Annotated in this window: 22 protein-coding genes; 4 read left to right on the top strand and 18 right to left on the bottom strand. The window is 62.6% G+C overall.

Features of this window, described 5'->3' with window-relative positions; genetic code table 11:
• Nucleotide 1: 1 nt before the first annotated feature.
• From HGI47_RS06295 to HGI47_RS06280, 4 genes are read right to left on the bottom strand one after another with little or no spacing between them, the layout of a single operon-like run.
• The gene (locus HGI47_RS06295; protein WP_168851967.1) at nt 2-886 is read right to left on the bottom strand and encodes a DMT family transporter; all 885 of its coding nucleotides are present in this window, start codon (nt 884-886) and stop codon (nt 2-4) included.
• A complete protein-coding gene (locus HGI47_RS06290; protein WP_168851966.1) occupies nt 886-2,184 on the bottom strand; it encodes an FAD-binding oxidoreductase in 1,299 nt (432 codons plus the stop codon). The genes HGI47_RS06295 and HGI47_RS06290 overlap by 1 nt, the downstream gene beginning before the upstream one ends.
• A 2-nt stretch (nt 2,185-2,186) precedes the next feature.
• Nucleotides 2,187-2,609, bottom strand: a complete 423-nt coding sequence (locus HGI47_RS06285; RefSeq protein ID WP_144903492.1) for a Rid family hydrolase — start codon at nt 2,607-2,609, stop codon at nt 2,187-2,189.
• A gap of 36 nt (nt 2,610-2,645) precedes the next feature.
• A complete protein-coding gene (locus HGI47_RS06280) occupies nt 2,646-3,815 on the bottom strand; it encodes a tyramine oxidase subunit B (RefSeq protein WP_240950025.1) in 1,170 nt (389 codons plus the stop codon).
• A gap of 229 nt (nt 3,816-4,044) precedes the next feature.
• Between HGI47_RS06280 and HGI47_RS06275 the strand changes: the two genes are divergently transcribed.
• Complete coding sequence (locus HGI47_RS06275) at nt 4,045-5,121, top strand: AraC family transcriptional regulator (protein ID WP_168851965.1); 1,077 nt, start codon at nt 4,045-4,047, stop codon at nt 5,119-5,121.
• Between the two features lie 3 nt (nt 5,122-5,124).
• On the opposite strand, the gene HGI47_RS06270 is transcribed toward HGI47_RS06275, so the two are convergent.
• From HGI47_RS06270 to HGI47_RS06260, 3 genes are all read right to left on the bottom strand, one after another.
• Nucleotides 5,125-5,628, bottom strand: a complete 504-nt coding sequence (locus HGI47_RS06270; protein ID WP_168851964.1) for a DUF6644 family protein — start codon at nt 5,626-5,628, stop codon at nt 5,125-5,127.
• Between the two features lie 54 nt (nt 5,629-5,682).
• On the bottom strand, nt 5,683-6,156 hold the full coding sequence (locus tag HGI47_RS06265) for a DUF6644 family protein (protein ID WP_168851963.1): 474 nt from the start codon (nt 6,154-6,156) through the stop codon (nt 5,683-5,685).
• A gap of 149 nt (nt 6,157-6,305) precedes the next feature.
• Nucleotides 6,306-8,318: a TonB-dependent receptor gene (locus HGI47_RS06260; RefSeq protein ID WP_168851962.1), complete on the bottom strand. Its 2,013-nt coding sequence runs from the start codon at nt 8,316-8,318 to the stop codon at nt 6,306-6,308.
• A 361-nt stretch (nt 8,319-8,679) separates the two neighbouring features.
• Between HGI47_RS06260 and HGI47_RS06255 the strand changes: the two genes are divergently transcribed.
• From HGI47_RS06255 to HGI47_RS06245, 3 genes are all read left to right on the top strand, one after another.
• Nucleotides 8,680-9,174: a hypothetical protein gene (locus HGI47_RS06255; RefSeq protein ID WP_168851961.1), complete on the top strand. Its 495-nt coding sequence runs from the start codon at nt 8,680-8,682 to the stop codon at nt 9,172-9,174.
• A gap of 104 nt (nt 9,175-9,278) precedes the next feature.
• The gene (locus tag HGI47_RS06250) at nt 9,279-9,887 is read left to right on the top strand and encodes a HupE/UreJ family protein (RefSeq protein ID WP_370521644.1); all 609 of its coding nucleotides are present in this window, start codon (nt 9,279-9,281) and stop codon (nt 9,885-9,887) included.
• Nucleotides 9,884-10,498, top strand: coding sequence for a hypothetical protein (locus tag HGI47_RS06245; protein ID WP_206066034.1), 615 nt, complete (start codon nt 9,884-9,886; stop codon nt 10,496-10,498). The genes HGI47_RS06250 and HGI47_RS06245 overlap by 4 nt, the downstream gene beginning before the upstream one ends.
• A 105-nt stretch (nt 10,499-10,603) precedes the next feature.
• Here the strand turns inward: HGI47_RS06245 and HGI47_RS06240 are convergent, their stop codons facing one another.
• From HGI47_RS06240 to HGI47_RS06190, 11 genes are all read right to left on the bottom strand, one after another.
• Complete coding sequence (locus HGI47_RS06240) at nt 10,604-12,886, bottom strand: TonB-dependent receptor (protein ID WP_168851960.1); 2,283 nt, start codon at nt 12,884-12,886, stop codon at nt 10,604-10,606.
• Nucleotides 12,887-12,907: 21 nt separating this feature from the next.
• Nucleotides 12,908-14,188, bottom strand: coding sequence for a PepSY-associated TM helix domain-containing protein (locus HGI47_RS06235; protein ID WP_168851959.1), 1,281 nt, complete (start codon nt 14,186-14,188; stop codon nt 12,908-12,910).
• 307 nt (nt 14,189-14,495) lie between these two features.
• A complete protein-coding gene (locus HGI47_RS06230; RefSeq protein ID WP_168851958.1) occupies nt 14,496-14,927 on the bottom strand; it encodes a carboxymuconolactone decarboxylase family protein in 432 nt (143 codons plus the stop codon).
• A gap of 28 nt (nt 14,928-14,955) precedes the next feature.
• Nucleotides 14,956-16,389 carry an NAD-dependent succinate-semialdehyde dehydrogenase gene (locus tag HGI47_RS06225; RefSeq protein WP_168851957.1) on the bottom strand — a complete coding sequence of 478 codons (1,434 nt, stop codon included), beginning with the start codon at nt 16,387-16,389 and terminating at the stop codon, nt 14,956-14,958.
• Nucleotides 16,390-16,420: 31 nt separating this feature from the next.
• On the bottom strand, nt 16,421-16,990 hold the full coding sequence (locus HGI47_RS06220; protein WP_206066033.1) for a cytochrome b: 570 nt from the start codon (nt 16,988-16,990) through the stop codon (nt 16,421-16,423).
• Nucleotides 16,991-17,004: 14 nt separating this feature from the next.
• Nucleotides 17,005-17,781, bottom strand: coding sequence for an SDR family oxidoreductase (locus HGI47_RS06215; RefSeq protein WP_168851956.1), 777 nt, complete (start codon nt 17,779-17,781; stop codon nt 17,005-17,007).
• Nucleotides 17,778-19,340 carry an acetolactate synthase large subunit gene (locus HGI47_RS06210; protein WP_168851955.1) on the bottom strand — a complete coding sequence of 521 codons (1,563 nt, stop codon included), beginning with the start codon at nt 19,338-19,340 and terminating at the stop codon, nt 17,778-17,780. The genes HGI47_RS06215 and HGI47_RS06210 overlap by 4 nt, the downstream gene beginning before the upstream one ends.
• Nucleotides 19,337-20,257, bottom strand: coding sequence for an alpha/beta fold hydrolase (locus HGI47_RS06205; RefSeq protein WP_168851954.1), 921 nt, complete (start codon nt 20,255-20,257; stop codon nt 19,337-19,339). Before HGI47_RS06205 ends, HGI47_RS06210 begins: the two co-directional genes overlap by 4 nt.
• Before the next feature lie 10 nt (nt 20,258-20,267).
• Nucleotides 20,268-20,873 carry an amino acid synthesis family protein gene (locus HGI47_RS06200; RefSeq protein WP_168851953.1) on the bottom strand — a complete coding sequence of 202 codons (606 nt, stop codon included), beginning with the start codon at nt 20,871-20,873 and terminating at the stop codon, nt 20,268-20,270.
• Nucleotides 20,874-20,938: 65 nt separating this feature from the next.
• Nucleotides 20,939-21,403: a VOC family protein gene (locus HGI47_RS06195; protein ID WP_144903556.1), complete on the bottom strand. Its 465-nt coding sequence runs from the start codon at nt 21,401-21,403 to the stop codon at nt 20,939-20,941.
• Complete coding sequence (locus HGI47_RS06190; RefSeq protein WP_144903559.1) at nt 21,390-22,424, bottom strand: glycosyl hydrolase; 1,035 nt, start codon at nt 22,422-22,424, stop codon at nt 21,390-21,392. Before HGI47_RS06190 ends, HGI47_RS06195 begins: the two co-directional genes overlap by 14 nt.
• Nucleotides 22,425-22,459: the final 35 nt, after the last annotated feature.

Raw genomic sequence — 22,459 nt, 5'->3', positions numbered from 1 at the left:
ATCAGACTACCGCGCGAGCGGCGTAGCGTTCTGCCAGCATGACCCCGCCGATGACCAGCAGGGCCCCCGGCAACATGGCAGGCGTTACCCGCTCTCCAAGAAAGACAACCGCAAGCGCGGCGGCAACAACCGGCAGGCAGTTGAAGAAATTGGCCGCGCGCGCTGGCCCGATGCGCACGATTCCGCCCATCCACAGCAGCGGCGCCGCAATCGAGGCAAGCACGGCTGCATAAAGCACGATCGGCAGATTGGCTACATTCACGCCCGTCCGATGTGAAAGCGCGAAAGGCGCGGCGAGCACGATTGAAGCGCTTGTGGCCTGAAGGAACAGACAGGTTACCTGCGGCAAGGCGTTGCGCCATTTGCGGACCAGCGTGCTGTAAAGGGCAAAGCAGGCGGTGGCCGCCAGCATGATCGCATCGCCGGGGTTGATCCCTTGCGCGATCAGCCTTGCGGGGTTGCCCTGCGTCACCACGACCGCCACGCCCAGCAAGGAAACCAGGGCACCGATCCATACCACGGGCGAGAACGTCTGCCGGAACAGCACCATGGCCAGGCCAAGCGCCATGACCGGCATCAACGCCTGGATCACCCCCATGTTGATCGCGCTTGTATGGGCGGCGGCCAGATACATCAGCGTCGGGAATAGCGCAGAGCCCAACAACCCAAGCACGGCTTGCCGACCAACGCTTTCCCGCACCTCAGCCCACTGCGCCTTCAGGGTTGGCAGAGCGAAGGGCAGGAGCACCAGCGCTGCAATCAGCCAGCGCCAGAAGGCAATCTCGGCCGCGCCGATAACCCCTGCCGAAGCCTTGGTGACAACCGCATTCCCGCCCCAAAGCAGCACTGCGGCAATGGGAAAGCCATAAGCGCCGCGCAGGCTCATCAGGCCCTGAAGCGTTCGAGCCGGTACGGCGTGGGATCGATCAGCGGCTTATCGCCCATCACCAGATCGGCCACCAGATGCCCGGCTGCTGGCCCCGTGCCAAAGCCGTGCCCCGAAAAGCCGGTGGCCAGCGTAAGGTTCGGCAACTTCTTCACGCCACCGATCACCGGGAGCGAATCCGGCGTGACATCGATCATGCCGCCCCATTCCTGCGCGATCTTCGCCTTGGCGAATACGGGCCATGCTTCGATGAGATTGCGCATGGCCTCTTCGTTCAGCGCATGGTTGATCGCCGGAGACATGGTGCGCACCTTCTCGAACGGCGATGTGGCATCGGCCTTCCACCGACGCGGCAGGCCAAGGTCGGCAAAGAACTCCTTGCCAAACGAGACGCGGAGGTTCTTCCATTCGGCCTTGAGTACCGGAAGATAATTCATCCCGATCATCAGGTGATCGAGAGTCAGCGGCGCAAACAGCGCGCCCCGCTGGGTAATCGTGTAGCCGCCGTCCAGCCGCTTGCGGAACGAGAAGTTGGAAGCTCCAACCGCGCAATCGGCAGGGCCTTCGAACGGCTCGGTCCTCAGCACCGCTGCAACCAGCGGCAACGTCAGCAGTTCAACGCCATGATTGGCCAGAAAGCGGCGTGACCACACGCCACCTGCCAGCACCACATGATCGCAGGCAATCTCGCCATGTTCGGTCACCACGCCCGTGACCACACCGCCAGTCTGGACAAGCGTACGGACGGCGCAATTCTCGATGATCACCGCGCCCTTGGCCATAGCCGCGCGGGCAATGGCGCTTGATGCCAGCTGCGGCTCGGCGCGCCCGTCCGATGGCGTGGTGATCCCACCCACCCAGTCGACCGTGCCGCCCGGCACCATCTCGGCGATTTCCTTGCGGGTCAGCATGCGGGAATCGAGCCCCGCGCCCTTCACCGTTTCCAGCCAGCCCTCGTGCTTGGCCATTTCCTCCTGCGTGCGCGAGACATAGGTGATGCCCGAATGGCGAAAGCCGCAATCGCTGCCGACGCGGGCCGGCATTTCCTCCCACATCCGCTCCGCCTCGATCGCCATCGGCAGGTCGGGGATCGAACGCATCACCTTGCGCACCCAACCGAGGTTGCGTGAGGATTGTTCGGCCGCGATCCGCCCCTTCTCCAGCACGACCACGGGCACGCCGCGTTCTGCCAGGGTCAGAGCCGTCGAAAGGCCGACGATGCCCCCGCCGATCACCACCACCGTGGTGCGCGGCGGCATGACGACGGACGTTTCGACCGGGTCGATCTGCGGCCCCATGCTCACAGCGTGATCTGGATTTCGCGCACGTTCGCCTTCGACGCACCGCGATAGGCAACCACGTCGATCTCGACCTTGTATTCGGTCGATCCCAGCGGCGGGCAGGTCATCGTCAGCGTGGGATTGATGCCGCGCATGCGTTCGCCATAGGCCGTCATCACCGCCATCACATCATCCGGGAACTGCACGAAGACACGTGCCGAAACCACATCTTCCAGCACGGCATCGACCGAGGCCAGCGCCGCCGAGATATTATCGAGCACCTGGTTGGTCTGCTCGGCAAGATCGGTCGGGATTTCCCTGGTGCGCGGATTGCGGCCGGCGGTGTTCGATACGAAGATAAGATTGTCGACCGCCACGAGGCGCGAATAGCTGCCGTGTTCCTCGAACTTGTTGCCGGTCTTGACCTTGATGACTTCAGTCATTGTATTTTCCGTTCAATTGAATTGGGACGCCACAGCTCACTTGAGCGCGGGTTCGGTCCAGAGGTTGAGTCGTGTGCCGATCCCTTCGGCAATGGCCCGCCGGTAAACGTGCGTGCCCCAGGCCACGTCTTCCACCGCCATGCCGCCAACCGAGAGCATGATGATCTCGTCGTCATTCTGCCGGCCCGGCGCATCGCCCGAAACGATCCGGCCGAGGTCTTCGAGACTGTCACGCGCGATACGGCCTTCTCCGGCAAGGTCGAACCAACGCACGCCGACGGCGGGAATGAAGCGGTGGACCGGTGCGGGCATTTCCTCTTCGTAGGCTTCGTAAAGCCCCGTGAAATCAAGCACCTTGCGGATCTCAGGTGCCTCCATGCCGTGATCGATGTTGCAGGGGGCCGGCATCGAAAGAAATGTGCCGGGCCGCACCCATTCGCGGCGGACAGTCGGGTAGATTGATGGATCGCCCGTGGCGACCGAGGCGCAGAACGTGGCGATATCGGAATCGCGCACGGCTTCCTCCTCGGTGCCGACCACGCGCACCGTGGTGATCTGCGGGAACTTCTGCGCCACCCACGAGCAGAACGCCTCTAGGTTCGCCTGCCCGCGCCCCTTGATCTTGACCGTATCGATGTTCGGACACGTCGCCATGAACGCTTCAAGCGAGGTGCGAGCCATCACGCCGGGGCCGACAATGCCCACCACGCGCGAATCCTTGCGCGCCAGATGCCGCGCCCCGACGCCTGGCACGGCCCCGGTGCGGTAGGCCGAGAGCAGGTTGGCCGACATGTAGGCCAGCGGTGCCCCGGTATCGGCATCGTTCAGCACGAACGTGAGGATCGAGCGCGGCAAGCCCTTGTCGCGGTTCTCGATGTTCGATCCGTACCACTTCATCCCGGCGGTGCGGAAGCTCCCGCCAAGGTAGGCCGGCATCGCCATGAACCGGCGGTCCGTCGTCGGCTTGGGCATGTCGGGAAACGGGGAATCGTCGGGGAAGACGATGATCGCGCCGTGCTGGTTGTTGTTGCCGCCTGCCATGCGATAATCGCCGCGGTGCAGCAGGCCGAACATCTCTTCCATCGCATCGACGCAGGCTGGCATGTCGGTCACGCCAGCACGGATCATGTCTGGTTCGGACAGGTAGATGAAATCGATGGCGGGCAGCGTCGCGGCACGATCTGCAGAACTTGCCAAGTCGGCCAAAGCACTCTTCCCTTCGGATAAGGTGTTGACAGAGGCATCCGATCCGGAGACTTCATTGACGATTATCTGATCAGACACTCACGCCTCACTTTCCGCGCATTCCGGTGATTTTCCGGTATTGATCGCCGGATTTCCAAACTTTGGCGGTTTTCGGATTTCGTACAGGCAGAGTAAATTGCAGGTCGGGATGGCCCCTTTGCAGAATCGGCCAACTCGGGGAGAAGAAACAATGACGGACGATGTTCGGGACAATACCGTCGAAGCGCCTGCCAAGGGCAGTCAGGCCACAATCCGCCTGCTGTTTCTCAGCGCGCTGTTCACCGCGCTCGAGGATGTTGGCCGCCGCATCGACCCGCTGTTGCGGGATCACGGCATGTTCCATTCGCAGCAGGAAACGCCATACGAACGCGTGCCGTTGCACCGCTATGTCGCCTTGCTGGAAAGCGCCGCTGCCAAGTTTGACCGCCCTTATCTTGGCCTTGCCATGGGGTCCTCGTTCGGGCTGACCGAGCTCGGCCCTTTCTATGCCTTGCTGCGGGCCTCAGGCACCTTGCGCGGCGCACTCGATTATCTCGCGCTATTCCAGTCCCGGCTGCAGAGCCAGACACTTTTCGAAAGCACGATCGACGACGAAACCACGACCTACAGCTACCGGATTCAGGATGCCAAGATCTGGCCACGCGTGCAGGACGCAGAGTTTGCGATTTCGGGCTACGTCAATCTGGCCAAGCAGCTGACCTCGTCGAAGTGGAACCCGGTGGAAGTTCATTTCGAACACTCCATCGCCGGGCGGCAGGATCAGCTGGCGCAGCATTTTCGCTGCCCGGTCCATGGCAATCAGATCGCCAACGGGCTGGTTCTGCGCAATGCCGATCTCGACATGCCCTTTGCCAGCGCGATCCCTTCCGAGGATCGCAAGCTGCGCACCATCCTCGAATGGCACCTGCTCGATCTGATGGGGCCCGAGGCCACGCCAAGCGACAGCTTCGTCGATCTCACGCGCGATGTCATCGCGCGCTGGCTGGGCCGAACCCATGTGGACTGCGCATCGGTCGCGGCGGAACTGAAGCTGTCCGAGCGCTCGCTGCGCCGACGCCTGACCGAGGAGGGCACCTCGTTCCGCGAACTCCTGCAGGAAGCCCGGCAGGAACGCGCCAAGACGATGCTTTCGAAGTCGGGAATTTCGCTTGCCGTGGCGGCCGAACAGCTCGGCTATTCCGACACCGCCGCCTTCTCGAGAGCGTTCAAGGAATGGACCGGGGTTTCCCCCGGCCGCTTCCTTCGGCAGGATGATCCGCCGGAATAGGCTTCAGAACAGAACGTCGAGCGTGAAGCCAATCCAGCGGCCCAGCACGATGACAACCGTCCACAGCGCCAGCGACAGGAAGCCGGAAACGCGGGAGGCGGCCGGGGGCGGCAGGTCCGTATCCCAATCCGCAATGCGGCGATGGGCGGTTGAATGGAAGATGGCCATGTTTACCCCGGCCAATGCAATGGCCACAAGCTTGAGCTGGAATTCAAGGTTGGCGGCATAGGCAGGCGCGTTGGACACGAACATCAATACGCCGGAAATCACGGCAAGGGCAAAGGCAACCCAGGTATAGGGCAGAAGCTCGCGGATCAGCCGGTCCGCGCTGCGGCGATGGGCGGCAACGCCGACAAGGCGCAGATCGACGATCAGGATCGTCCCGAAGACGAGCGTGATTGCCAGAACATGCAGGGATTCGATTAGCGGAAAAGCGTTGACGTTCTCGCGGATCGAAGCGGAAATCGGCAGATCATAGATCTGCTGGAGCGTGGTTTCGAGTGACATGGGCGGGTATCTCCCCCTGAAAACTGGTGTATGCTTGGGCGCTTGGCGAAAGGCTCAGGTGTAGGCGATGAAACGGCCGCAGAAGATCACGACTACCCAGACCGCCAGCAGCAGAAGGGCGATCGGCTTTGCCGGTGTCGCAGAATCACCTGCCTGCGCAGCCAGCAGAGGTCGCCGGAAAGCCATCGTCAGAACGAAGGCACCAAGCACCAGCGCCATCTTGACCCAGAAAATCGTGTTGCCCAGCGTACGCGCCGGCTCTGCCACGATCAGCAGCGTGCCGCTTGCCAGCAGGACGATCAGGGCTCGCCAGATCCACGGCAGATAGCGCCGCACGACATTGCCGGGTGCCTCATCCGTGGCGATCAGGCCTGCCAGCCGCAGTTCGGAAACCAGTGCCGATCCGATGACGACCGCAATGGCAAGGATGTGGATGCTCTGCACCGCAGGTATGACCCACGTGATATCACGAAAGGTCGTCGATATTGGCGTATCGTAAAGCCATTCCCCGAAGGACTGGATGAACATGCCTCATTCTCCCGAAAAACTGATGTGTCGCCATTGCGCCGTACCGGGCGCCTGCGTGCCCACGATCCATGCAGAACCCACGGTGGCAAACACAGATTGAAACGGTACGATACCGCGACACGCGCTGGCGAAACGGTGTGCCATGGTGTTCAAAACGCTGCAGAAAGTGTGACACGCAGCGAACGCGGCTCGAGCGGGTGGAAGTGCAGATCTTCCGCGCCTTGGGCGCCCTCGCCATTCAGCCTGCTACGGTAATAGTAGTCGGCCGCGTTATCCTTGCTGCCAAGCAGGTTGAACACCTCCGCCCGCAGCGTCAGGTGCGAACCAAGTTGACGGGCAAGCGCCAGATTGACCTGCGAATAGCCGGGGGAGCGTACCGAGTTGTCTTCGACCAGCGGATGCGCACCCAGCTTCCGCCAGACCAGACTGCCCGACCAGGGGCCGAAACCATCGACCAGGATTCCTGCAGATCCGATGAAGCCCGGCGCATCCTCGATAAAGCGGGTTGCCAGCGGCCCGTCGGTGTAACGCGCGTGGCTGAAGGCGAGGTTGCCGTTGATTTCAAGCCAGGGTGCCGGACGATACTGGGCAGTGAATTCCACGCCCCTGCGTCTGCTTGGCCGACCTGCCTCGGTCTGCCCCGCATCGGCTGAATAGGTCAGCTCTGAATCGAAATCCATGCGGAAGGCCGTTGCGGTAAGCGTCAGGCGCGGGATCACATTGCTGCGCACTCCCACTTCATAGCTGCTGGAACGGACCAGCAAGGGCGGCCGGACATAGCTGGCCTGCCCCTGCTCATCCTCGATCAGCCCCGCCCTCGCATCGTTGGAATGGAAGCCGCGCCCGGCTGAAAGATAGAATTCGGTGTGCTGCCACGGAGCCAGCACGACGCTGGCCTTGGGCTGGGCAAGAGTGGCATCTTCACGACCCACCATGTCGAGCAGCCTGTCCCGGTCGGTGATCCGGAAGTGATCCCCGCGCAAACCGATCACCGTGCGCAGCCACGGCGTCCACTGGGCGCGATGTTCCATGTAGGCCGAAACGCTCAGCTCATCGACGCGATTGTCGCGGTCGACCGAAAAGGGCACCCGCTGTTCGGTCGATGCAAGATCGACGTCGATCACATCGGCACGCACTTGCGTTCCAAACGTAAGGGTGTGGCTTGCGCCAAACGCCGTAAAGGGCACCCGCAGCGTTGCGCCTCCGCCGCCGATCCACCTGGCATCGTTCTGCGCGCGTTGGTCGCCACGTACCGGGTTGTCGAGATAATGGGTGAAGTTGCTCCACAGCGTCATGTGCTGGCGCACGCCATAGGCGGACATCTCAAGGTCGCATTCACCCAGTTTCCGAGCCAGCCTGAACGACAGCGAATAGCGCGAGGCCTTTCCTCCGTCGCTGGGGTCCAATGAGCCGAACCGTCCGATCAGACCCGCTTGCACTGCGCGCAATGGCTGGTCTGTCGTTGCGTTCCAACTGCCGTCGTAGGCCATCGCCGTTATCGATGCGCCGCTGGCCTGAGTGCCGGTTGACCAGCGCAACACGGCGTTGAACCGGCGCAGGCGGTCAGGATTGTCCCATGGCCCGTTCAGTCGAAAGTGCTCTGCTGCGGCCAGCAGCCTGCTGCCGCCGGTCAAGTCGGTTGATCCGCCCGCAAAGACGCGCCGGTCGCCCACGGTTCCCGCCCCCAGACCGAGCGTCAGAGGCATCGTGTCACGCAACCGGAGATGCGCGCTGCCGACCGCCGCAAAGTCTCCTTCGGATGCAAAGTAGGCACCCTTTGTATAGTCGATCCCGCCGATCATTTCCGGCAGGAGGAAGTTGACGTCGGTGTAGCCCTGGCCATGGGCGTGGGTGCGCTGGTTGACGGGCATTCCGTCAATCCAGGTGGCAAAATCGGTTCCGTGATCCAGGTTGAACCCGCGCAACAGGTACTGGTTCGCCTTGCCCTCGCCACTGTGCGATGTGACCGACAGGCCGGGTATCGATTCCAGATACTGACCGACGCGATAGGCCGGGCGCTGCTCTATCTCCTGCCGGGTAATCGATCCTTCGCTGGCAGTTGCGGCCACGCCTATCATGTCGAGCTTCGAGGCGGTGACGACGATCTGCCCTCTGGCGCCGTCATCAGCTTCGCTCTCTTCAGCCCGGACAGCGGCTGGCATAAGAACCAGGGCCAGCAGGCACGACCCCCGGAGCAGGCGCGACGCACTGGATGACGCTCTTGTGGCATCTTGCATGTGAATTCTCCCCAAGGCTGACACTCAGCCGGTGCCCACGGGGTTGTCCGCGGCGATCACGCAGACAAGTTACGAACGGTTTGCAACGGCCATGGCCTGCCGGACTATGCACCTCCATCGTGCAGTCCTGCAAAAGGTGCTTTTAGGTAAACCATTTAATTTCAGTGGTATAGAATAGTGTAACGAGGGTGTAACTGCCCGGTTACCGGAAAAATCTACGGCGATCCGGTCAATCCGGGCACAATTGCGACAACGCCGAAGGATGTGCGTTCCGGGAGGGACCCAAGTGAAACTGAAATCCGCTGCTCCACTTCTGCTTGCCCTGGCTTCGGCAGGTTGCAACAATCAACCGACGCCGACGGCCTTTGATGTAAAGTCGCTGATGGCCACGCAGGTACAGCCGACAGCCGAGACGTACTGGAATGCGGTGCAGTACATTTCCGACGCAGCCGGGTCCCGCAAGATCGAGCCAAAGACCGATGCCGATTGGGCACGGACGCAGGAAGCCGCCGCCAAGCTGCGGGAATATGGCGAGAAGATGAAAAGCCCCGCTGTCTCGGCCGGGCGCGGCACCGACTGGGCGGATTACGCCCAGGGCCTGATCGACATTGCGACGCAGGCCGAACAGGCCGCGAAAGAGCGCAATCCCGACAAGGTCTTTCAAGTCGGTGGATCGATCTACAACGTGTGCAGCGCCTGCCACGAGGTCTACATGCCGTCGACCGGTGGTGGCAGTCCTGCCGTGGCGGGGGCTGCTGCCGTGGAAGCGCCCGCGCAGTGATCGGGATGCCGGGAGGCAGGTCGAAAATCGTTCCGGTCCTTCCGGCTCTGGCCCTGCTCGCGCTGACAATCGTCCTCGCGCCCGACAGCGCCTTTGCGCATGACGTGGCGCGCAGCGACCGGGCTTTCGTCCAGACGGTAAGCGGGCCGGCATTCTTTCCGTTCTTCTATCTCGGCGCCAAGCACATGGTGACGGGGTACGACCACATCCTGTTCCTGCTTGGCGTGATCCTGCTCCTGCGTGCCTTCCGCGATGTGGTGCTGTATGTCTCGATGTTCACCATCGGCCATTCGACCACACTGCTTCTGGGCGTGCTGACCGGCATCGGCGCGAATGCCCACATTGTCGATGCGATCATTGGATTGTCGGTGGTCTACAAGGGTGTCGACAACCTCGGCGGCTTTGCCCGTCTCGGTCTGCACCCTGATCAGCGCCTCGTCATCCTTGTCTTCGGCCTGTTCCATGGCCTCGGGCTTGCCACGAAGCTGATCGACCTGGCGATGCCTGCGAATGGTCTTCTGACCAATCTTGTTGCCTTCAACCTTGGCGTCGAAACCGGGCAGATCCTTGTTCTACTGCCCCTTGTCGCCCTGCTTGGCCTGGTGCGCAGCGCGGCGTCGTTCACCAGCGCCGCTCGGCTGACCAGCGCACTGCTCGTCGCCTGCGGGCTCATCATCATGTTCCAGCAAACATCGGAGTACATAGCCTCATGACCAGCGAACCGGCTGACCGGCCATCACGCCGCGCGCTCTTCTGGGGGACAGCCATCGCTCTGGCGGCAGGTGCCGCAGCAGTGGTGCTGTTCGTCCTCCCCGCCGAGACCGGCATCGACCCGACAGGCTTCGGGAAAAGCAGCGGGCTCTCGTCGATGGCCAATCCGCAGGCCGACGAAGCCCTGAATCGCGGGCAGCAGCACCCGAACGCCTTCACGCCCGGCAATGGCATGCAAGCAGCAGAACCGGGTCCGAAGGACCGCTTCACTTACGAGCTTGCACCTTACGAGGAGATCGAGCTCAAATACGTGCTCGACAAGGGCGCACCCATCACCTTCAGCTGGAAGGCCGATGGCCCACTGAACTACGATATGCACGCCCACCCGTTCGAAGGCGGCGAAGCCTTGACCGAGAGTTACGCCGTTACCCGCGCCGACCAGCAGGCCGGGCGCTATGTCGCCGCCTTTTCCGGCATCCATGGCTGGCATTGGCAGAACCGCACGCTTTCGACCGTGCGCATCACGCTCGACACTTCGGGCAGGATCAGCGGCTCAAAGCTGTTCGGCCCACACGGCGAGCAGGATCGCGCGCTGACACCGCCAGCAAGCTGATCCCGGATTGCGGCCAAAGGAAAGGCCGCAGCAGTCGCGCACCGCTGCGGCCTTCAAGGTATCTGCCAGCCATGTCTTTCGGCAAGGCTGGCAGAGAGAGAGCCGTCAGAACTTCACTTCTGCGTTGATCCCCACCGTGCGCGGCTGGGAATAGTTGAACCAGTTCGTGTTGTAGCTCGTCTGGTTCCAGAAGCCGCCGCCGATCACGCCGCGCTTGTTGGTCAGGTTCTGCACATAGGCGCTAAGCGTCAGGTTGCGGATCTCGAGCGAGGCATTGAGATCAAACTGGACATAGCCCGGATAGGTCGCCCGCAGCGGAGCCGCTGCCTCGAACGGCACGAACTCACCCTTGCGCTCGCCCACGTACGTCGCCGCACCGCCGAACGAAAGCTCGGCCTCTTCATCGACCATCGTCTTGTAACCGAACGAGAAGCGGCCCGAATGCTGGCTGGAGAATGGCAGGCGATCGCCCGCTTGCGCAAAGAAGTTCGCATCGACGAATTCCTCGCGGAGCTTGGCATCAACGTAGGAGTACCACGCGCTCAGCGTCAGGCCATCGGCCGGGCGCACAGAGAACGAGGCTTCGAAGCCACGGCTGCGGGCGCGGCCGGCATTGCCGTTATAGGTGAATACATCGAGCACCTGGACGATCTGGATGTCCTTCCAGGTGATGTTGAACACCGAAAGGTCGTACGTGAACAGGCCATTGGCGACCTGGCCCTTGGCGCCCAATTCGTAGTTGACCGTCTTGTCGGGCTTGAACTGGCACGGAACGTTGGCCGGCAGCGCCAGAGGGCCGCAAACCGCATTGGTGCCGCCGGGACGATAGCCGGAAGCGAGGCGGCCATAGATCATGTGATCGGGCGAAGGCTTGAACCGTGGCGAGATCTGATAGGTGAATGCGTTGCCACGGGCCTCGGGACGGTTGATCCCTTCCAGCGGCAGCGCGGGATAGGGATCGAACTGGAACCACTCGTGATGGAACATGTCCTGATCGTTGTGGCTGTAACGGCCGCCGAACTGTACGTCGAACTTGTCGGAAAGACGCACGGTCAGGTTGCCGAAACCGGCGTATTCCCGGAACTTGATCGTATCGCGCCACACGATGATAGTGCCGCGCTGCGGGCCGGTGCCATCGTTGATCGGAACGCCCAGCGTCGCTCCGGTTGCTGGGTCGATCGCGTAGTTGTCGAGATCGTAGTTCGCGTCTTCATCAGTGTAGAAGCCACCTACGATCCAGTCGACATTGTCGCCGATCGAACCGGAAAAGCGCGTCTCGTGCGAGATCTTGTCGACATTGTAGCCCTGGCGGAAGATGTCGCCGATGGGGCTAACGCCGGGGAACAGGATCGGGAAGACCGGCGCGAATTCCACCAGCGGGGATGCGGTGAAATCGAGAAAGTCATAGTTCTGCGCGCGTGACCACGACGTGATCGAGGTGACATCCACCGCGCCCAGTTCGGCCTTGATTTCAGCGGTGTACATCTGCGTTTCAGAGCGGCTGCGGCCCGAACCGATCTGGTCGGTCTGCTGGTAGAGCGAACCGGTCGTGATATCGACGTTGGACGAGCCATAGATATCGCGAACCTGGTAAAGCCCGCTCAGCTTCAGCGAGAATGCATCCGAAGGCTTCCACAGCGCCGAAACGCGCCCGCCCCAGACCTTCGAGTTGTTCGCATCCTTCACGCCGGTGCGGACGTTGTCGATATAGCCCGCTTCCTTGCGCACGAAGGCGCTGCCGCGAACGGCCAGGGTTTCACCGACCGGGACGTTCAGCGCACCGCGCAGGTTGTAGCCTGCCTCGCCACCTTCCTTGATCAGGTTTGCACCGGCGGCAACCGAACCGCTCAGGGCCTTGGTGTCCGGATCGACCGTCACGTACTTGACTAGGCCGCCCATCGAGCTTGCCCCATAGAGCGTACCTTGCGGACCACGCAGAACTTCCACGCGGGCAAGGTCCGAAGGATCGAGATCCGGTGCCGATCCGAACAGGCCGCCTTGCCCGGTCGAAGCGCCGAACGGTGCATCGTCGATGGTGTAGCCAACCACCGGGTTGCCGCTGACGGGGCCGGTCGAAATGCCGCGAATGGAAAGCTGGGCACGGTTGTTCTGGAACTGCAGATTGACGCCCGGCACACTGGCGAAGAAGTCCTGCGCCTTGGTCTGGTTCTGGGCGATCAGGTCGGCACTGCCTACGGCGGTTACCGGCACCGGCACATCGCGCAGCCGCTCCTCGCGCTTCTGAGCCGTCACGATGATTTCATTGGCACTGCCGGTGTCCTCGGTCGCCGTTTGCGCCTCCGCCGGCGTTGCCAGCAGGGCCAGCGCGATCACGCCAGACAACGGCACGGTCGTGCCCTTCAGTGCTTGCTTGAACTTGCCACTCATTACGTTTTCCCCTTCACGTCTTTATTCTGGTTTTGGAATTGGAGTACTCGCCATCGGCGAAACCCTTGGTCTGGCGGGCCGCTGGCTCCGCCTGCGCCACCACAGCAGCACGCCGGTCATCGAGATGCCGACGACGATCAGCCCGAATATCGAAACGGCGATCTGCCAGGCACGTCCGCCGATGGCCGCCACGTGCAGCGCAATGATCCAGCTGGTCACCGTGTTGCCTGCGCGCTGTCCGGTCGGCAGTTGCAGCCCCAGCATGCGACCGGTGCTTGCATCAATGGCCAGCGTTGCCGCGGTCGCGGGGGAATCCGTCTCCGTCGGATTGCCCTGCGCGTCCAGCAGGTCACGCGATGTGTGCATCAGGAAGAAATAGACGCCCAGATCGCGCCGGTATTCGATGGCGGCTGCTTTGCCGAGCGTGAAGCCTTCCGCCTTTGCCGCTTCGGCGAAATAGCGCTGGCCCAGTTCCGCCGCCTCGAACCAGTCAATCGGCGGATCGATCAGGGGCACCGGCAGCGGCGCGCGCGGCGGCAGTTCCTGAAAGTGCTCGTACGGTGCGAAAAGCTTAAGGAAGCTGCCGTAATAGCCACCAAGGTTCAGGGCAAAGCCGGTCACCGCGAACATCATCAGCAATGGCCATAGCCACAGTCCGCTCGCGCGGTGCCAATCCAGCAGCAGGCGGTTGCCGTTCGCCCCTTGGCTGATTTTCCACGATGTCGCCCAGCGCTTGTGGAATGGCCGGGGCTTGTTGCCGGCCTTCCCCCGCTTCACTTTCGCGGGCAGCGTCAGGTACAATCCCGTCAGGCTCGCCACCGCCCAGACCAGTCCCAGTACCCCGATCAGCAGGATGCCGATGCCCAGCGGGAATATCAGAGCGTAGTGCAGGTAATAGAGGAACGATGGCACACCCTGCGGGCGCAGCGTCGGCTTGCCGATGATCCTCTGCCCCAACCTTTCGCCGGTATAGGGATTGGCGAAGACCTCGTCATAATCGATCACTGAGACTGCGCCCGAAACCGGGTCGATGGCGGGCATCACGCGCGAGAACAGCGGCTCATCCGGCCTTTGCGGGAACTGCAGCGAGAAGACGTGCGCGCGCGGGTCTTCTTCCTCGAGCCGCGCACGGATTTTCAGCGCATCGACGAGCGTGACCTGCCTTGCCTGCGGAGCGACCACTCGCATCCGTGAATTCAGGACGCGCTCGAGATCGTCGTAGAAGGCAATCACGCTGCCCGTCGCAGCAATGATGATCAGGAAAAGCGCAAGCAACAGCCCGAGGTAACGGTGAAGCGTCACCGTCAACTCCCGGATCTGACCTGCCTTTGCCACTGCCCTAAAAACCCCCGGTTCAAGATCATGACGCGCAGCAGCCTGCAGCCGGGAAATCGCGCATGGGCGCGCCCCGGTTGCCCGATCCCGCGTACGCGGTCCGGAGTGCCAAAACTGTCGTCATCAGGCGCCTGGCGTTAAGCCATCAGCCTTGTCTCGAGTTTGTCATGACCCCGCGCTGGCGGTATTGCGGCGGCGGTCCGATAGATTGTATTTTCGGCCAGAGGCAACAAGGGTGGTCGCTTTTGATGGCTTCGAGCGCCTTTGTTTCCAGCTATTCCGGCCGCTCGCCCACCGATGGACCGGCGCTGGCAAGTTCGGCCTCGTATTCAGCAAGAGCTTCGGCGGCGATGCGCGTGGAGTCTATTCCGGCGGGAATTCCGCAGTAAACGGCCAACTGCAGCAGGGCCTCCCGGATTTCCTCGTTCGTCAGGCCATTGCGGCGCGCGGCCTTCACGTGAAGGCGCAGCTCGTGCGGGCGGTTGAGCGCGCTGATCATGCCAAGGTTCAGCAGGCTGCGCTCCCGCCTCGAAAGGCCGGGACGGGACCAGATCTCACCCCAGCAGTAACTGGTCGAAAGCTCCTGCATCGGTCGGGTGAAATCATCGGCCTGCGCCATTGCATTTTCGACATAGGACGCGCCGAGCACGTCCTTGCGCAGGGCAAGGCCACGCTCGAACCGATCTTCATCACCGACCTTGCCCACGCCTATGCCCTTTCGTGTTAATGACAGGTCAGACCCCGCCGACCAGGCAATACTTCACGTTCATGTAATCGGCCAGACCGTGGCTCGATCCTTCGCGGCCAAAACCGGATTCCTTGATGCCACCGAACGGGGCGACCTCGGTCGAGATCAGTCCGTCGTTGACCCCGACCATGCCATATTCCAGCCCTTCCATCATCCGCCACTGGCGTGCGGCATCGGCTGTGAAGACATAGGCGGCAAGGCCGTAGGGCGTATCGTTGGCAATGCGCAGAGCTTCGGCCTCGGTATCGAACCGCAGGACCGGCGCGACAGGGCCGAATATCTCCTCCCCCGCGATCGCCATGTTCTCGGTAACGCCAGCAAGCACGACCGGCGAATGGAACGCTCCGCCAGCGGGCACCCGATGATCGCTGCCAATCCGCTCCGCTCCCTCGCCTATCGCCTGTTCGACCAGTGCCGCAACGCGTTCAACCGCACGCTCGTCGATCAACGGGCCCATCGCGGCGGGAGACGCAACGCCGTCATCCACCTTCAATGCCGCCACGGCACTCGCCAGCTTCTCGACAAAGGCATCATGCACCCCGGCCTGAACCAGAAAGCGGTTGGCACATACGCAGGTCTGGCCTGCGTTACGGAAACGCGAAGCCATTGCACCGGCAACGGCGCGATCGATGTTGGCATCGTCGAACACGATGAACGGCGCATTCCCGCCCAGCTCAAGGCTCAGCCGCTTAACCTGCCCGGCAGCCTTGGCCATGATGACCTTGCCCACCTCGGTCGATCCCGTGAAGCTGATCTTGCGTACCAGCGGATGGGTGCAGAACAGGTCACCTATCGCAGAAGACTTGCGCGCGGGAGCCACGCGGAACAGGTCTTCGGGCACGCCTGCCCGGTGCGCCAGCGTTTCCAGCGCCAGTGCCGAAAGCGGCGTGGCTTCGGCCGGCTTGACCACGATCGAACACCCCGCCGCCAGCGCCGGAGCCACCTTTCGGGTGATCATCGCCAGCGGGAAATTCCACGGCGTGATCGCGGCACAGGTGCCAACCGGCTGCCGCAGCGTCAGCACGCGCTTGTCTGTCGCAAATGTCGGGATGACCTCGCCATAGGCGCGCCGCGCTTCTTCTGAAAACCATTCGATGAACGAAGCGCCGTACTTCACCTCGCCCCGCGCCTCGCCCAGCGGCTTGCCGCTTTCAAGCGTCATCAGCAGCGCAAGGTCCTCGCCGTGCGCAACCATCAGGTCGTACCACGCGCGCAGCACGTCGCTGCGCTGCTTGGCGGTGCGCGCGCCCCATTCGCGGCGCGCCACATCGGCGGCATCGATCATCGCGGCGGTCTCGTCCACGTCATAGCGGCGGACCATGGCCACCAGCGCGCCATTGGCGGGATTGAGCACCCGCAGACCTTCGTTTGCATCCAGGGTTTCCGGACGCAGCAGTCCAAGGGCAGAATCTGCCGTCATGTCATTCGCCTTGATAGTATGATTGTCGGGGTCAGAGCATCCGCGGCAGGGCGTCGGTTTCGCCGCCCTTGTCGAGAATGCGATGCCTGATGGCGCCGGCAGCGTGGAGCGCGACGAGCGTGAGCAGCGCATAGGCACTGTACTTGTGGAGTGCCTGGAAGATCTCGAACGCATTGTCGTTCTTCGGCAGGATTTCCGGCAGTTCCCCAAAGAAAAAGAACGGCACGCCATCGCTCTGCGTGAAGCTGGCCGACATCGAATAGCCGAGCAGCGGGATCAGCACGGTCAACAGCATGATCAGCCGGTGCACGGCGTGCGAAAGGGTCTTTTCCCAAGGCTTCAGCGCTTCGGGTTCATGCGGCAGGGTTGCACGGTTGCTCCAGCGGATCGCCAGATGCACCAGCGCCAGCAGCCATACCAGCACGCCGAACTGCTTGTGGTTGGGGTAGAACAGATCGAAGGTGGCCATCGGCGTGTCTTCTGGAAGGCTGGTCATGTACCAGCCCGACCAGATCAGGCCGAGGATGATGACAGCGCGCAGCCAATGCAGAACGCGCATTGAAAGCGGGTACTTCGTTGCCTGAGCCATTTCGCCTGCCATTGTCCTTGTCCCCTTCAAAGATAGATGCCGCGGGAATATCCACCATCGACTGTCAGTGACTGGCCAGTAATCGAACAGTCGGGCGCACCTGCCAGGAACGCCACCATCCGCCCCACGGCATCGACATCGAGAATGGCGCCGGTCGGAATGTCTGCTGTGAATTCGGCCTCGATCACTTGGGCATCGACACCCCGTTCATGGGCCATCTCGTCGAACAGTTCGACCAGGTGCGGCGTGCGAACGATACCGGGATGCACCGCGTTCACGCTGATGCCGAAGGGCCCGAGCTGATCGGACAGGACCTTGGTCAGGTGCACCACACCCACGTTGCGCAATCCGCTCAACGTGTCGCTCGATCGACCGGTCAGCCCGCCGATGTTGATCACGTGACCTTCCCCTTGCGCCTTCATCACCGGGACGATGCCCTGAATATAGCGCAAGTATCCGCCAACCTTGATGTCCACATCGGTCATCAACATGTCGATATCGACCTGTTCGATCGCTCCGCCGATCGGGTTCGAACTTGCCGCAGCGTTCACCAGCACGTCGATCCGGCCGATGCGCGAAAGCACGCTGTCGACCATGTGCCGGATGCTCACCGTATCGGTAGCGTCCGAGCCAAGCGCCAGCACAGTTCCATGCTTGCCCAGCTCCTCGGCCGCAGCCGTCAGCCGCTCAAGCCCACGCGCGGTGATCACGACGACAAACCCCGCATCGCACAGTGCCCGCACGATGCCGGGAGCGATCCCGCCGCTCCCACCGGTCACGATGGCCACGGGATCGGTGCTCATGGCAGCTCCGCCTGAATCAGCATTGGACCATCGTGCGCAAGGCCATCGCGCAGTGCTGCTTCCAGTTCGCCAGAAGTCGTCACGCGAACCGCCTTCACGCCATAGCCCGCAGCCAATGCGGTCCAGTCAACGCGTGGATTGTCGAGCCGGGTCAGCCCCGCGATCACAGCGTCGTCCAGCGGCGCATCGGCGCGGGTCAACTCGGTCTGCAGGATCGCATAGCGGTGGTTCGCTGCCATGATGACAGTCACGGCAAGGTTCTCGCGCGCCATCGTCCACAGCGCCTGCAGAGTGTACTGCGCACTGCCATCGGACTGGAGCGAAACGACGCGCGCCTCGGGCTCAGCCAGTGCCGCGCCGACTGCGCAGGGCAACCCCTGCCCGATGGCGCCACCGGTGTTGGTCATCACACGGTGCCGCCGCGCACGGTGCGCGTTGCGCAGCCACGGTCCGCCAAGCGTCGAACCTTCCAGCGAAATGATCGCATCATGCGGCAGCTGTGCCAGCAATTCCTCTACCACCAGCGCCGGGTTCAACGCCGCATCGCGATCGGCTGCCGGAGCCGCAGGATCGGGCGCAGGCTGCACGGCAAGCGTTGTCGCGCCCAATGCCTCGCCAAGATCGAGCAAGGCCCCGACAGCGTCGTGCTCCGGCCCGGCCAGGCGGACCAGGCGTTCCTCTGCAACCAGCTGGCTTGGCCAGCCTTCATAGCCGAAGTAGCTGATCGGCATCCGCGATCCGGCCAGCACGACCGTGGCGTTGCCCATCTGCGCGATCACGTCGTCCGGGAAATAGGCCTGGCGTTCCACCGCGGGCAAATCGCCGCCCAGCGTGACGATGGCGGGATAGGGCTCCATCAGCAGCCGCCCGCTAAGGTGCGCGGCCAGCGCCGCGCCAGCGCGCACGCCTGCTTCGGTCAGGGCATTGCCGCCCAGCAGCACGATGACATCGTCCGCCGCTGCCAGAGCTGCCCTTGCCTGCGCAATCTTCTCTGCCCCCACAGGCTGGCCGGACCACGCCCGTGCAACAAGCTGCTGCACGTCGCCCGAAGCTTCTGCGTCGATCACGTCGGTCGGCACGATCAGGGTGGTCGCGCCACCTTCCGCCTCGCAAGTCGCCGCAAAGGCCGCGTCAACGTCCTGTGCGATGGCTGCAGTGGAGGCCATGCGGATGACCTGCCGCGAAACGGGCGAGGCAAGCGATTCAATGTCCGATGTCAGCGGTGCATCGTATTCCAGATGCCAGGTCGCGTGATCGCCGATCACGTTGATGATCCGCGAACCCGCACGGCGCGCATTGTGCAGGTTGGCAATGCCGTTGGCAAAGCCGGGGCCAAGATGCAGCAGCGTCACCGGCACCTTGCCCGAAACGCGGTTGTATCCGTCTGCCGCTCCGGTGCACACGCCTTCGAACAGGCTCAGCACCGATCGGATCTTGCCGTTGCGGGCAAGCGCGCTGACCATGGTCATTTCGGTCGTGCCGGGATTGGCAAAGCAGATCTCCGCCCCGCCCTGATAAAGCGCGTCGAACATCACATCGGCGCCGGTACGCTTGCTCATGCCTTGTTACCTTCTGCAGATGCAGCGCCAACTCCCGCAAGGAAGCCTTCGACCAGTCTCAGGAAATCCTGCGGTGCATCGTCGTGTACATAATGCGATGCGCCTTCAACGGTCGCATGGCGCAGCAAGGCATTCCGCCCTTCCAACTGGCGCACGGATTCGAGATTGCAGAAATCCGATCTGCTGCCGCGAACGACCAGCGTCGGCACCGCAATGCCTGCGATTACCGGCCAAAGGTCCACCACCCGCGCCGGATCCGGCGAAACCCGAGTTTCAGCAATGCCTTCTGCGTCATAACGCCAGATCACCGATCCATCGCTCTGGCCGCGCATGCTTTCCCACAGGCGCTCCTCGATCGCTGCATCGCCCACGTTGGGCCGCAGCTTGCGCCAATAGGCCCGCGCCTCGCCCCAATCGGCAAAGCGCGTGGGCAGCGCCTTCATCTCGGCCACGATCCGTTCGAACCCGGCACCCGAAACGGACGAGCCGGCGGTGATGTCCTCCACCACCAGCGCGTTCAGCCGTTCACGGTTCTGGCTGGCATAGACGTAGGATGTCGTCCCGCCCATCGAATGCCCGATCAACGTGAAACGATCGAGCCCGAATGCTGCCACCACCGCTTCCAGATCAGAGACATACGCGTCGGTATAGTAATTCCGGCCTTGGTCCCAGTCGCTCTCCCCACGTCCGCGCGCATCGAAGGCGATCATGTGGAAGCGGTCGGACAGGGCCCGCGCCAGATTGCGCCAGGTTCCCGAATAGCCGCGCAGACCATGCAGCAGGACAAGCGCCGGTCTTGCCGGATCGCCCCACTCGCGGACATGGATGTTCACCGCCCCGTTGGAGACCGTGCGCGTGCGCTCACCATCCAGCAGGGCAACCGGCTGCGGCGGAGAATCGAGAACCTGTGCAGTCATCGCCAGCCCCTCAGGTCAGGCCATTGCCTTCGGCGTCTTCAGCGCGAAGGCCGCCAAGACGGGCGTTGAGACGGCCGCGCGTGGCAAAGGCCCAGCACACGATCACTTCGTCGCGGTTCGGACCATCGTCGAACGAAACGCTCATCGTGTCATAGTGCGAACGCACATAGAGCGCGTCCTTGTGACCCAGCGGAATGTCGAGGATCGTGCCCGGCACGCCGCGCTTGCCGGTGCTCGGCACCCAGGAAGCGCCACCGCCAACCGCGTCACGGATGGGATTGGCAGCGGGATTGGTCAGCAAGGCATTGCCATGCTCGTATTCGCCATCGATGCCAACCAGGATCGCCTTGCCATAGCTTTCGATCTTGGCATTGCCCGAAAGCGCGTTGAGCCGGCGGCCGATTTCGACGCCGAGTTCCGGCGATGCTTCGATCCACGCGGAAAGGTCCTCGACGAACTGGCCGGCGTAAGGGTTCTTGATGCAGGCACCGATCATGTACTTGAACACGGGCGCGCCATCGGCGGCAGCTCCGGTTTCGCCCGCCCAGATTTCCTGAATCTGCGCATACCAGCGGCGAATGTGAAAGGCGCCAAAGTTGGCGGCATAAGTCGTCATGATAACTCCCCAGTCAATTCCGGTCGTGGCCACCTTTGCAGCGGCTCACGACGTCAATCTTGCCATCACAGGCTCGTCGGATCGGCCTGCCCCTGATTCCGGTTCAATTCGGCCTGCGACAATCCCCCTGCCTGCGGCACGCGCTGGCAGAACACCTCGAGCATGTGGCCGTCGGGATCGTAGAAATAGATCCCCACCGACACACCATGATCGAGGATCTCGGCGATCTCGACCCCGCGCTCGTTGAAGAAGGCATAGTTGGCGCGCAGGTCTTCCATGCTGGTGCTCTTCAGCATCAGGCCGACATGCTCGAACTCCTTGCCCTTGGTCGCGCCTTCCTCGGCCTTGAACAGGGCAATGTCGTGGTCGCTCTCGCCGAAGCTCATGAACACGCCGCCCTTGTAGGGGCCATCTCCCGCGCGCGCGGTGATCTTCATGTTCAGCACGTCGCAGTACCACTGCGCCGAGGCCTCGGGATCGCGCACGAACAGGACGATATGCGCGATGCGATCGACATTAATTGGTGACATGCGGCAACCCCAGATCCTGCGGCACACCTTCAACCCAGGCGAGATCGGTGATCTCGTTGAATTCGCGCCATTCCTTGGTCCAGTTCCGACCACCGTCGGTGCTGCGGTAAAGATAGCCGAACTTGCTTGCGGCAAGCAGGAAATCCGGATCGGCAGGGTTTGAACCGAACGCCCACATGCACGAGTTCGATGGCTTGTCGAGCGCGGCATGGGTCCAGGTCAGGCCCGCATCGTCCGATGTCAGGATCGCTGCGGTCGTGCCCGGCGTGCCATCGCCGATGCCTACAGCAATCTGCGTTGCGCTGCCCGGCTTGCGCAGCATCACGCGCGAATAGCGCAGACCCCAAGCGGCCTTAGCAGGCGTGCGGTCCCAAGTCTTGCCATCATCGGTCGAACGATAAAGGGCAATGACGGTCAGTGCCAGATGCACCGTGCTGCCATCGTCCTGCGGCAGGATCATGATGTCGTGCAGGTCCGAATTGCCACCGAACTCCGACCACGTCGTGTCAATGCGGTCCCAGGTATCGCCGCCATCGCGGCTGCGCCACAGGCCACCTTCCTCGACGCCCGCCCAGACATCCTTCGGATCATGCGGATCAACAACCACCGCCAGCATACGCGGGCGGTTCACGCCTTCGCAGAACTCGGGCATTTCCAGCGTGGTCTTTTCCCAGGTCTGTCCACCGTCGATCGAACGGAACAGCGCCGAACGCGAAGGTGCGCCGGTTCCGGCATACATCACGCGCGGATCGCTTTCGCTCACCGCCAGTTTCCACACGGCATAGCCGTTCAGCGCGCAATCGATCCGGCGCCAATGGACGCCACAGTCTTCGGAATAGAACAGGCCCTTTTCAGCACCTGCAAACACCGCTTCCGGGTTGGCGGGATCAACCAGCAGGCAGCGCACGCGATCATCGTATTCAAGATCCTGCCGGATATTGATGCGATACCAGCTCTTGCCATCGTCGTGGCTGCGCATGACGGCCTGTCCGTCGGTTGCGACTATGAGTGTCTTGCTCATGGTTTTCGTGTTCCTGCTGCCTTGGCGCTTCTGGT

Origin of the sequence: Novosphingobium sp. ERN07, from assembly GCF_012641335.1 — a bacterium.
Lineage (GTDB): Bacteria > Pseudomonadota > Alphaproteobacteria > Sphingomonadales > Sphingomonadaceae > Novosphingobium.
The sequence above is the reverse complement of the archived record's forward strand: the minus strand, read 5'-3'. Positions and strand labels throughout refer to the sequence as shown.